Genomic DNA, 12,494 nt, shown 5'->3' on the forward strand with positions numbered 1-12,494 from the left:
GGATTGTCGACGCCGGCATAGCCGGACGCCATCGAGCGCTTCATGACGATCGAGGTTTTCGCCTTCCAGACCTCCAGGACCGGCATGCCGGCGATGGGGCTGTTGGGGTCTTCCTGCGCCGCCGGGTTCACGATGTCGTTGGCGCCGATGACCATGGCGACGTCGGTTTCCGGGAAGTCCTCGTTGATTTCGTCCATTTCCAGCACGATGTCGTAAGGAACCTTAGCCTCGGCCAAAAGCACGTTCATATGGCCCGGCATGCGGCCCGCCACCGGGTGGATGGCGAAACGCACGTCGACGCCTTTTTCACGCAGCAACTTGGTGATCTCGTACACCGTATGCTGGGCCTGAGCCACCGCCATGCCGTAACCCGGCACCAGAATGGCGCGGCTGGCGTTGCGCAGGAGTTCGGCCGTTTCTTCCGGCGTGATCGGCTGCACCTCGCCTTGTGGTCCCGCCCCTGCCGCCGGCGCTACGCCGGTACCGGTACCGAACCCGCCGGCGATGACCGAGAGAAAATGGCGGTTCATGGCGCGGCACATGATGTAGGACAGGATCGCACCGGACGAACCCACCAGAGCGCCGGTCACGATCAGCAGATCGTTGGACAGCATGAAGCCGGTGGCCGAAGCCGCCCATCCCGAGTAGCTGTTGAGCATGGAAACCACCACCGGCATATCGGCGCCGCCGATCGCCATGACCATGTGCACGCCGAAAGCTAGCGCAACGGCCGTCATCAGCAGCAAGGGAACGAACCCGCCCGCAGTGGACTGCGCGTTGACGAAGCCGGCCCCCAAGATGATGGCTAGAATCAAAAGGCCCAGATTGAGCCAGTGCCGGGCCGGAAGCAGCATGGGTTTGCCGTCGATCTTGCCCGACAGCTTACCGAATGCGATGACCGAACCGGAAAAGGTCACGGCGCCGATCAGAACACCGAGATAGATTTCCACCTCATGAATGGTTCTCTCCACCCCGGTAAAGGCAGCGGTCGGATCGATGAAGTTCGCATAACCCACCAGCACCGCAGCCAACCCCACCAGGCTGTGCATCAGCGCGACGAGTTCCGGCATTTCGGTCATCTTGACCTTGATCGCGGCGTAGACCCCGACGCTGCCGCCGATAGCCATGGCGACGATGATCGGAACATAGCTGGTCACCTTCGGCCCGAACACGGTTGCGAGGATGGCGATGGCCATGCCGAGGATGCCGTAGAAATTGCCGCGCCGCGCGGATTCAGGATGGGAAAGCCCCCCGAGGCTCAAGATAAACAGTATCGTCGAGCCGATATAGGAAACGGTAACTAATCCTTCTGACATTGTTATTCTCTCCGCTTATCTTCTGAACATGCGCAGCATGCGCTGGGTGACCCAGAAACCGCCGGCCATGTTGACCGAGGTCAGCACGATGGCGAGCCCCGCCAGAATGGCGAGCAAGACACCGGGCGAGGAAATCTGGATCAAGGCGCCGATGGCGATGATGCTCGAAATGGCGTTGGTGACGCTCATGAGCGGAGTGTGCAGAGCCGGGGTGACGTTCCAGATCACCATGTAGCCCACGAAACAGGCCAGCACGAAAACGGTGAAGTGGGACATGAACGCCGCCGGAGCCACAGAACCGAGGCCGTAGAACAGGAGACCCGCCACGCCCAGCGTGATGCCGGTTTGCGCCCAGGCGGGCAGCAGCGGCTTCTTTTCCGCCTTCTTGATTTCGACCGGCGGTGCCGGGGTGGCGCCTGCCGGGGCTGCGGTGATTTTCGGCGGTGGCGGCGGCCAGGTGATTTCCCCCTCCTTGATCACCGTGGTTCCGCGTATGACCTCGTCCTCCATGTTGACGTCGATCGTGCCGTCCTTGTTCGGGCACAGCTCTTCCATCAGTCTCAGAAGATTGGTGGCGTACAGCGTGCTGGACTGACGGGCAAGCCGGCTGGGCAGATCGGCATAGCCGATGATGGTGACGCCGTGTCGGAAGACGACTTCGCCCGGGACCGTCAGCTCGCAGTTGCCGCCCTGCTCGGCCGCCAGGTCGACGATGACGCTGCCGGGTTTCATGGATTCCACCATTCCCGCGGTGATCAGTGTGGGCGCGGGCTTGCCCGGAATCAGCGCGGTCGTGATAACGATGTCCACGTCCATGCACTGGCGGGCGATCATTTCCTTTTGGGCCTTTTGGTAGCCCTCGCTCATCACTTTGGCATAGCCGCCGACGCCGGTGCCCTCCTCCTGATAGTTGACTTCCACGAACTCTGCGCCCATGGATTTGACTTGGTCTTTGACTTCCGGGCGGGTATCCGTTGCCCGGACGATGGCGCCGAGACCGTTCGCCGCGCCGAGGGCGGCCAACCCGGCGACGCCGCAGCCGATGACGAATACTTTCGCCGGCGGCACTTTGCCGGCGGCGGTCACCTGTCCCGTGAAGAACCGCCCGAAATGCTGGGCCGCCTCGATCACTGCGCGGTAGCCGGCGATATTCGCCATGGAACTCAAGGCGTCCAGCTTCTGCGCGCGGGAAATGCGGGGCACGCTGTCCATCGCCAGCACGGTGGCTTTCTTGGCCGCGAGCCGTTCCATGAGATCGGGGTTCTGGGCCGGCCAGATAAAGCTGATGAGATTGCCGCCCTCGCGCAAATAGTCGACTTCATCCACGGCCAGTTCGGGATGGACTTGAGGACCACGCACCTTGAGCACGATGTCCGAGCCGGCCCATAAGGATTTAGCATCATCGGCGATGTCGCAGCCGACTTCGCGGTAGGCATCGTCGGAAAAGTTGGCGCTGTCGCCGGCCCCGGTTTCCACGGTCACCGAGAAACCGAGTTTCATGAGTTTTTCGGCCACCTCCGGCACGGTTGCAACACGCTTCTCTCCGGCGTGTATTTCTTTGGGAACCCCAATTCGCATAAAACGTACTCCTCCTAGCGCTATCGAGCGCAACAATTACGAACGTTGTTTTTGTTCAAGAGGGCGAAAACAGGGCGCCAGAAGTCCCGTTCCTGGTGGGACGGAAATAGCTAACTTGCGTGCGACAATGAGAAATTCACAATCTATGTCTCGATAATTGACAAAATTTTCTGGCCCGGCTTAACGACCCCCGCACCTTCTTAAAGTAATTGCCGGGAGAGGTCAACTTATTTTGCCTCTGGCAACCCATCCGGATTGGGCTGCGGAACTCTTTGCAACGCCGCCGATCAGCCGGATTTTTCGGCGACCAGCATGTAGTTGACGCTCATTCCGGGACTTAGCCTGAATTTCCGAGTAAAGGGATCGATCCTGACGCCGGTGCGATCGAAAACACGCATGCCGCTTTCGAGAAGCATGCCTTCCAATTCCTCCGGTTTCGGAAACTTCCGCCAATGATGGGTTCCCTTGGGGAGCCAGCGCAGCACGTATTCGGCGCCGACGATCGCGGTAAGAAAGGATGCGGCCGTCCGGTTGAGCGTGCCGATGACCATCAGCCCTCCGGGCCGGACCAATCGGCCGCAGGCGCTCATGAAGAGCGGCAAATCGGCCACGTGCTCGACGACTTCGAGATTCAAGACGGCATCGTACGATTCGCCCTGTTCGGCCAAACCTTCCGCGGTGCCGCAGGTGTACCGGATCGCCAGACCGCTCGCTTCTGCATGCTGCTGCGCGATGCGGATATTCTTTTCCACCATGTCGACGCCGTGCACCTCCGCGCCGAGCCGCGCCATCGCTTCGCTCAGCAACCCTCCGCCGCAGCCGATGTCCAAGAGACGAATCCCCTGAAGCGGCACAGCTCGATTCGCGCTGCGACCGAAGCGTGCGCTCAAACGCTCGGAGATGTAACCGGCTCGAAGCCGATTGAGGCGATGCAAGGGCCAGAATGGGCCGTCGGGGTCCCACCAGGCATGGGCCAGCCGGTCGAAATGCGCCGCCTCGGCGGGATCGATTGTGGTTTTTGTGCTCAAGGTTTATTTTTCCAGAGGAAGGAAGCCCGATACGCGTGCCTTCGTCTTAGCGCGTGGCGAGGAATCGGGATAAAATCGCTTTTTTGATTGGAAAGACCGGATATTCAATGGTTCACGTCGGCATCATCATGGGCAGCAATAGCGACTGGGAGATCATGCAGCATGCCGCCCGTCAGTTGAAAGATTTCAATGTCCCGTTCGAAACGAAGGTGGTTTCCGCTCACCGGACGCCGGATTTGTTGTTTCAATACGCCGAAACGGCGGCCGATCGCGGACTCAAATGCATCATCGCCGGGGCTGGAGGCGCGGCGCATCTGCCCGGCATGATGGCGGCGAAAACCCACCTGCCCGTGCTGGGCGTTCCGGTGCCGACGACATACATGAAAGGCAAGGACTCCCTGTACTCCATCGTCCAGATGCCCAAGGGCATACCGGTCGCGACCTTCGCCATCGGCGAACCGGGCGCGGTGAATGCCGGTCTGTTCGCGGTGGCGCTGCTCGCCGTTCACGATTCGGACTTGGCCGCCAAACTCAAGGCTTATCGCCTTAAGCAAACGGAAGCCGTGCTGGGGCTGACGCTGCCGGAAATCGAATGATGCCGAAAGCAGGCCGCTGATTTTCCGAAACAGGACGTCCTGAAGCTAACTAGAATAAGAACGGCTGTCGTCTATCGACCCGTTCCCGTAGTTCCACATTAACCCTATCGACGATGAAACACATTCTACCGAATGCCATGCTCGGCATCCTGGGCGGTGGTCAATTGGGCCGCATGTTCACCATGGCGGCGCGGGCCATGGGCTATCGCGTCACCGTACTGGATCCCGACGGCGACAGTCCGGCCGGCGGATTGGCCGATGTGCACATCCGCGCTGCCTACGATGACCGGGCGGCTCTCGACAGACTCGCCGAAACCTGCGCCGCGGTCACCACGGAATTCGAGAATGTCCCGGCCGAAAGCCTCAGCTACCTGGCACAGCGCGTACGGGTAAGCCCTTCGGCGGAATGCGTTTCGATCGCTCAGGACCGTATCGCGGAAAAGCGATACATTTCCGGGGCAGGGCTCGGAGTCGCTCCGTTTCTCGCGATCGAGACCGCCACCGACCTGGATCGGAATCTGGCGGACCACTTGCCCGGCATTCTGAAGCTGGCGCGGCTCGGCTACGACGGCAAGGGCCAAATCCGGGTGAAAACCGTCGAGGAAGCGAAAGCCGCATTCGCCGAACTGGGCGGAAAGTCTTGCGTACTGGAGCGGCAACTGAATCTAAAAACCGAGATTTCGGTCATCATCGCCCGTTCTTCGCCGACCGAAGTAGTCTGCTTCCCCGTGGCGGAAAACCAGCACGAATCGGGAATTCTCGACGTCAGCATCGTGCCGGCCAGGGTTGCGCCGGCCGTCGCGACACACGCGCAAGACATGGCGCTTAAGCTCGCTCAAGCCATGGACTATATCGGCGTCCTGGCGGTGGAATTCTTCGTGCTGGACAACGACGACCTGGTCATCAATGAAATCGCCCCGCGCCCCCACAACAGCGGCCACTATACGCTGGATGCCTGCGCCGCCAGCCAGTTCGAACAACAAGTCCGCGCCTTGTGCGGATTGCCGCCCGCGGATACCCGCTTGCTGAGTCCGGTGGTGATGGTCAATCTTCTGGGCGATATCTGGCGGGACGACGAGCCGGCCTGGGACAAGCTCTTGAGCCAGCCCAACGTCAAACTCCATCTTTATGGCAAGAAGACTGCCCGCATTGGCCGCAAAATGGGACATTTCAACGTGCTGGCCGAAAACGTGGAAGCCGCCTTGTCGCAGGCACTGGAACTGAAACAGATGCTCCAGGCTTAGCCGGAAAAGCGGCGCTTCCGGCAAGCTGGCGGATCATGCCGAAAGACCCCCTTCAGGTCCTGCGCAGCGTCTTTGGCTACGAACGGTTTCGCGGCCAGCAGCGCGCCGTCATCGATCATCTGACGGCAGGGGGCGATGCGCTGGTGCTGATGCCCACCGGCGGCGGCAAGTCGCTCTGCTACCAGATTCCCGCGCTAATCCGCCCCGGTACGGGCGTCGTGGTCTCGCCCCTGATCGCCCTGATGCAGGATCAGGTCGAAACCCTGCTCCAACTCGGCGTTCGAGCCGCCTTTCTGAATTCCACCCTGGCTTACGACACACAGCGCCAGGTCGAGCGGAACTTTCTGGACGGCCAACTGGACCTCCTCTACGTCGCGCCCGAACGTCTCTTGACCGAGCGCGTGCAGGCGCTCATCGGGCGGGCCGAAGTCAGCCTTTTCGCCATCGACGAAGCGCACTGCGTGTCCCAGTGGGGCCACGACTTCCGCGCCGATTACTGGCAGCTCTCCTTGCTGCACGAACGTTTTCCCGGCATTCCCAGAATCGGCTTGACCGCCACCGCCGACGAGCGGACCCGGCAGGAGATCGTCGAGCGCCTCGGACTGCAGGAGGCCAGGGTCTTTTGCAGCGGTTTCGACCGGCCCAACATACGCTACCGGATATCGCCCAAGCAGGACGCGCGCCGGCAGCTGGTTCAGTTTCTCCGAAACGAACATCCGGGAGATGCCGGCATCGTTTACTGCCTGTCGCGAAAAAAGGTGGAATCGACCGCGGAATGGCTCCGCGCTCAAGGATTCTCCGCCCTGCCCTACCATGCCGGCCTTTCCGCCGAGGAACGCCAGAAAAACCAGCGGCGATTTCTGATGGAGGAAGGCGTGATCGTCGTGGCGACGATCGCCTTCGGCATGGGCATAGATAAACCCAATGTCCGTTTCGTCGCGCACCTCGACCTGCCCAAGAGCCTCGAGGCTTATTATCAGGAGACCGGACGCGCGGGACGCGACGGCTTGCCGGCCAATGCCTGGATGATTTACGGCTTGCAGGATGTGATCACCTTGCGGCAAATGGTGGAGGCCTCCCAAGCGGATGAACTGCATAAACGGGTCGAGCGCCACAAACTCGATTCGATGCTCGGCTTCTGCGAGCTGACCGGTTGCCGTCGGCAAGCGTTGCTCCGCTACTTCGGCGAAATCTCCGACAAACCCTGCGGCAATTGCGACAACTGCCTCAACCCGCCGGACACCTGGGACGGCACCGACGCCGCCCGCAAGGCATTGTCCTGCGTCTACCGCACCGGCCAGCGCTTCGGCGTTCACCACATCATCGACGTACTGCGCGGCAAATCCAACGAGAGAATACAGCGGCTGGGCCACGACAGGCTCAGCACCTTCGGCATCGGTCACGCCATGGACGAGAAACAATGGCTCTCGGTATTCCGTCAGATCATCGCCCAAGGCTATTTGACGGTGGACTGGGAGGCTCACGGCGCACTCCGTCTGACCGAGGAATGCCGCCCGGTACTGCGCAGCGAAGTCGACCTTCGGCTAAGGCGGGACAGTTACAAGGAGGCTTCGAGCGGCCGACGCCAGGCCGTCGAGCGCTTTTCCAACCCGGAAGACGAGCGTCTCTGGCAAGCCTTGCGCGCCTTGCGGCGCACGCTGGCCGAGGAGCAGGACGTGCCTGCTTACGTGATTTTTCAGGACGCCGTTCTGATGGAAATGGTCCAGTCGAGACCGACCAGCCGCACCGAAATGAGCCGCCTGGCGGGCATCGGCGAACGCAAGCTGGAGCTCTACGGCGACGAGTTTCTGTCGGTCATCCTGGAGCACGGAAGCGGCGACGGTTCGGCCTCGACCGCCAGCACGACGGCAGACGAAAGCCTGGCGCTATTCCGGCTCGGCATGAACGCCGAACAGATCGCTTATCAGCGCGGATTGACGATTTCGACCGTCTACGGCCATCTGGCCAGGGCCATCGAAACCGGGGCCGTGGAACTCGGCGAGGTGGTGGGTTTGAGCGATTCGGAAATCGGAGAAATAGAAGCAGCGTGGCAGAGCCTGCCGGAAGACCAACGGCGCGCCCTCAAGCCGCTATACCAGGCGCTGAACGGCAAATACAGCTATGAAGTGCTTCGTTGCGTGCGGGCCTATTACGACAGGCTGCGTAACTCGCCTGACTCCGAGGCATAGAGTGAACGCCCCCTCGGTGGGTTACGGTGCGCGTCTAAACCTGCCGGCGCAAATCCGGTCTTTCAAGGCGCACCTAACCACCCTTCCATGGCCCTTTTCAATCGCAAACGGGCCGCGACAGGAGCCACCCAACTGACGTAGGTCGGGAATCCTTTCCCGACGTAACAGGTCGGCAAGCGGGTACGTCGGCAAAGGATTGCCGACTTACTTCGCTGGGGAAATTCCGAAAAAGCCCTCCTCGGATCAGACGGCGTGCATGCTGTATCCGGCCCGAAGATCAAAAACTGGGCAGCGCTCCGCTTATTCCGCGTACCTCTCGTACAACCGCATCAGCATGGCGAGCTCTCCTTCCTGCGGCACGCACCAGCCGTCGAACTGGATGTCCTTTAGGATGCCCTTACCCTGCTCGTCGTCGCCCATGCCGGTAAAGACTTTCGCGACGGATTCCCCGAGGTCGGCGATTTGCGGGCTCGCGCAAAGAAGATGGAAGGCAAACTGGGTGTCGCTTTCGTCCACGACACGGGTATTGTTTCGAGTGAGATTGGACAGGCCGTAATAGGTCTTCTTCAGCATGAACAAGACATCCGACTGTTCCTTTAGAAGCAATTGCAGCGCTTTGATTTCGTTGCCCGCGAAGTGATGCTGGAACTTGGACGAGTCCAGCCCGTTCTCGTCGCAAAGGAAACGACCCAGCAGGTAGACGAAACTGCCCTGCGAAGCCGTGACTGCGCGGACGTCTCCCATGTCGGCGAGTGACCGCTCGTCGTTGGCGCGCATGACGATCACTACTTCGTCGGCCTCCCCCAAGGGCCGCAGCAATGGCACGAACTGCTGCCGCCGAATCATGGCACAGGCTTCGAAGGGCTTGGCGAAGAAGATGTCCACCGTTTCGTGGCCGATCTCATGTCCCGCCGGCAACTGCTCGAAATGGATCGCACGCTGCAAGTGCCGTTGCAAATAGGTATTGAGCAGGTACCAGCCGCTCAATTGAGCACCGACCTGTAGACTGGCCACGAAATTCAGTTTGCCCCGGGGATGCGGCGAACCCGATTCGACGGGACGCTCGGGTGCGGCTCGTACGGCGCTGACCACGGACGGCTGGGCCCGCTCCGACGGCAGGCTGACATCGGTGGTGAGAAAACGGCCTAGCCCCGTGATCTTGAACAGCATCGCGACCATGCGATTGGGGTTATTGACTTCGATCTTGATACCCTGCCTTTCCCAGTGTTCGAACAGCTTGAGGAGCAGAGACAGGCCCATTGAATTGACCCGCTCGACCTGTTTGAAATCCAAACTGACGCGGGCGTTGGCCGGAATGCCGTTCAACTGACCGAGGGTCTGCGCGGAATGGGCGTCTACCGAACCGGCAAAGGCGTAGCACAGCACGCCTTCCTCGCCGGACGGCAGGCTGTTAATGAAAAGTGAATCTGCCAGAGTCATGGCTTACAACCTCATCGTGCTCGCTGTGGTAGAGGAACTGGAATCCGGTTTTCAAGCCGACCTGCAAGGGCCGGCTCAGATCCCACAGAGTGGTGATCTGGGTACGGCGATGCGGTGTGACGCGCACCTGCAAGTAATCCGACATACGCCACATCAGATATAACCCGGCTCCACCGATACCGGCTTCGACGCCTTTCGCAAGCGTGTGAGTCAGATGGTCCAGGAAGATTGCCGGGGTCAAGGTGCCCCAGTTATCGGTAACCGACAAACCGATGGTGTCGGAACCTACCGCCAGGTGGATGCGCACGTGTTCGTTCTCGGACAGATTCCGCGTCGTTCCCTTCAGATAAAACGGGCGGCTTTGGCCGTCACGGGGCGCGCCGTACAACGAGTTCTCCACCATTTCGTCGAGGACCAACAGGATAGACTCGAGTTGGTCCGGCGCCATGACGCCCAGTTCCTCCAGCCAGGCGCGACCTTCCTCCATGAAGAACAGTTTGTCGTCGCTGTGGGTGAGCTGGAATTGCCGCTCCGCGACGCGCCCCGGGACGAGACAGTAAATATCATCATCCGGCGATGCTTGATGCTGACTGAGCAAATGTTCCCAACCGAGCCGATGGTAAAAGGCATCGTCGCGGGGCAATACCCGGCGGATACCGTCCACGCTGAGGCGCGGCAAGAGGTCGTGAAACTCGCCTTCGGACAGGAAAACCACCAGCTGGCGCGAGGTCGGCGAGGTAAAGTGATCGCTTTGGCCTCGGTAAAATCCCTCGGTGATGCGGATGAGCTGAGCCGAGTCCTCGTCGCGCGCGGCCTGGACCTCCACGCGATCGGTATGCTCCAGCACGGCCACGGTCACATCGTCGTCGAAATGGTCGCGTCCGCCGTAAGCCTTGAGTGCAGCGAGAATTTTTTCTTCCAGCACGCGCGGCTCGGCCTCGGCGTTTTCGTTCAGAATGGCTTCTAGCCGCTCGTAGCCGAAGGGTTCGCCGCGCGCCGATTCCTGTTCCACCACGCCATCGGTGTAGAGGAATATCCGGTCGCCGATATCGAGTTGCAGATCCAGTTCTACCGAGAGGTAATCGGAATCGCGGCTCTTTCCCAAGGGCAAGCCGCCCCCCTCGATCATGGTCCAGTGCTTATCCCCGCGCCGCTTGAGGTAAGGCAGCACGTGTCCGGCGTTGGCGAAGCGCAAGTGACCGGTGCGGCTGTCCAGACTCAGACAGCCCATGGTCATCAGCAACGACTGGTGCGCCGTTGCCAACATGGTTTCGTTGAGGGAACGAAGGATCTCCGCGGGGCGGGTCACCCCTTCATTCGCCAGCGGATAGAGACCTGCCTTGGCGGCGCTCACCATGGTGCCCGCCGCCACGCCGTGCCCGCTCACGTCGCCGATCACCATAACGGCGTAATAGCCGCCGACCTTGTAATAGTCGTAGTAGTCGCCGCCCACCTCGCTGGAAGTAGTCAAGGAGGCGACGCCGTGTACGCCCGGCAGAACGATGTCGGGGCTCGGCAGAATGGAATGCTGCAAGGCGGCGGCGAGGTTGATTTCTTCCTGCAGTCGGCTGCTCAGCTTTTCCAGTTCCACCAGGGTGGCTTGCAGACGATCTTCCGCCCGCTTGCGCTCGGTAATGTCGTCGCCGGTGATGAGGAACAGGACCGGCTGCTTGCTGTCCTGATCGCGGACCACCGTGGCATGCCAGATGATGTCCACCAGTTCCTCGCTACGGATTCGCATGGGAACTTCCGTCCCGGTCTCGCCGGACAGACCGCCCTGCACGACATCGTCGAACAAAACCCGCATTTGGCCCTGCTGTTCGGGCGTAAAGAGCATGGCAAAGAACTCGCTACCGCGCACCTCGTCCTCGGTCCAGCCGGAGATTTCCTGGGCATAGCGGTTGAACAAGATGATCTTGCCTCGGGTGTCCAAACCGATGATCAGCGCTTGAGCCGTATTGATGATGTTTTCGTTGAAGTCCCTCTGGGCCTGTAGGTTCGCCATGCTGTCCTTGAGGCGCTTGACCAGAGGATTCAAGAGGCCCATGCCGCCGAAAGCCAAGGCAAACAGGAACAGCGCCAGCATCACGCCTTGCAGGTCTTGGGTATTTTGCAGGCGGAAGTCGGCATTTTGCTGGTAATACGCCACCACCTTGTCGAGGCCGGAGAGGATCTTTTCGGGGGCGTCGGAAGTGAGATACTGAAAATACGGATCGTCCGAATTGACGGCATCCACCGGCCGCGACAATAGCTTACGTATCGCCTCGATGTAAGCATTGATCTGTTGATCGAGTTTGATCGGATCTTCGAAGTAGATGAGGCGCAGTTCCGGAGCCAGTTCGCCCGGCTCGGCCAGTAGACGCGGCCCCTGGCGCACCAGGCGATCGCCGTTCCTGAGATAACCGTGCATGTTCTCGAACAGGCTGATGGTATCCACCATCTGCTGTCGGATGGCCTGGCGCTCGACATGGCTTTCGGTGGCTGTCATTTTCATCGCCAGAACCACGCCGCGCTCCACCAACATGCGCTCGTGGCCGGCCAGGTTCAAGGCAGCGGCGCTGCCCTCCTGACTGCGAAGGTCGGCGATCAGAACGGCGTAGCTCACGACGGCCGTCATCGCCAGAAGGCCCAGCACGGTGCCGTACTGGTCCAATGCCCAGCCGAGAGACTCTCGAAAAAAACCTTGCATTTTCGAGGGTGTTTGCTGGGACAAGGGAAACTTTCCGGGCTCCATAAGTTCTCCTTCCTCTTTCCGTTCTATTAATGAATGCCCCCTTGTAGGGCATTCATTAATAGTAGATGGATTTGTAAACTTCGCCCGAAATGTTGATCTAGATCAGTAACTGATGCTCGCAGCTCCAATATATTTGAGAATTTTTGCGTCAGAATGGCGCCTCATGGGACCACGGCGCCGGTGTCGAGGAGCGTAGCGGAAGCACAGCGCGGTGAACGGGAATATCGGGACGTTGCAGGATCTTATTGCTAGTCTTCGGTCTTAGTATGGATAACCCTCACCTCTTAAAAAGGCCGGAATGATCCGACATCGAAAGCCAATCACGGAACCCTGGCCCGAATAGTCGATTGGGCATCGGCCGACGGTCAC

Annotated in this window: 8 protein-coding genes; 3 read left to right on the forward strand and 5 right to left on the reverse strand. The window is 60.3% G+C overall.

Annotation, left to right across the window (positions count from 1 at the left end):
• The 3 genes from pntB to ubiG form a co-directional block, all read right to left on the reverse strand.
• A partial coding sequence (gene pntB / locus ABJK70_RS11695) for a Re/Si-specific NAD(P)(+) transhydrogenase subunit beta (protein WP_347258075.1) occupies window positions 1-1,316 on the reverse strand: 1,316 nt, incomplete at its 3' end.
• Between the two features lie 15 nt (window positions 1,317-1,331).
• Complete coding sequence (locus ABJK70_RS11700) at window positions 1,332-2,894, reverse strand: Re/Si-specific NAD(P)(+) transhydrogenase subunit alpha (RefSeq protein ID WP_347258076.1); 1,563 nt, start codon at window positions 2,892-2,894, stop codon at window positions 1,332-1,334.
• Between the two features lie 287 nt (window positions 2,895-3,181).
• On the reverse strand, window positions 3,182-3,922 hold the full coding sequence (ubiG, locus tag ABJK70_RS11705) for a bifunctional 2-polyprenyl-6-hydroxyphenol methylase/3-demethylubiquinol 3-O-methyltransferase UbiG (protein WP_347258077.1): 741 nt from the start codon (window positions 3,920-3,922) through the stop codon (window positions 3,182-3,184).
• A gap of 107 nt (window positions 3,923-4,029) precedes the next feature.
• Here ubiG and purE point away from each other — a divergent pair, with 107 nt between their 5' ends.
• The 3 genes from purE to recQ all read left to right on the forward strand — a co-directional run bounded on the left by purE (window position 4,030) and on the right by recQ (window position 7,951).
• Window positions 4,030-4,518, forward strand: coding sequence for a 5-(carboxyamino)imidazole ribonucleotide mutase (purE, locus tag ABJK70_RS11710; RefSeq protein WP_133715962.1), 489 nt, complete (start codon window positions 4,030-4,032; stop codon window positions 4,516-4,518).
• 113 nt (window positions 4,519-4,631) lie between these two features.
• The gene (locus tag ABJK70_RS11715; protein WP_347258078.1) at window positions 4,632-5,762 is read left to right on the forward strand and encodes a 5-(carboxyamino)imidazole ribonucleotide synthase; all 1,131 of its coding nucleotides are present in this window, start codon (window positions 4,632-4,634) and stop codon (window positions 5,760-5,762) included.
• A gap of 35 nt (window positions 5,763-5,797) precedes the next feature.
• Entirely contained in the window at window positions 5,798-7,951 is a 2,154-nt protein-coding gene (gene recQ / locus ABJK70_RS11720; protein WP_077729555.1) for a DNA helicase RecQ, read from the forward strand.
• Window positions 7,952-8,251: 300 nt separating this feature from the next.
• Here recQ and ABJK70_RS11725 read toward each other — a convergent pair whose 3' ends face one another.
• Entirely contained in the window at window positions 8,252-9,391 is a 1,140-nt protein-coding gene (locus ABJK70_RS11725) for a PhnD/SsuA/transferrin family substrate-binding protein (RefSeq protein WP_077729556.1), read from the reverse strand.
• Window positions 9,363-12,125, reverse strand: coding sequence for a SpoIIE family protein phosphatase (locus ABJK70_RS11730; protein WP_240502451.1), 2,763 nt, complete (start codon window positions 12,123-12,125; stop codon window positions 9,363-9,365). Before ABJK70_RS11730 ends, ABJK70_RS11725 begins: the two co-directional genes overlap by 29 nt.
• Between the last annotated feature and the right edge of the window lie 369 nt (window positions 12,126-12,494).

It is taken from the genome of Methylocaldum sp. (assembly GCF_039794385.1).
Taxonomy (GTDB): domain Bacteria; phylum Pseudomonadota; class Gammaproteobacteria; order Methylococcales; family Methylococcaceae; genus Methylocaldum.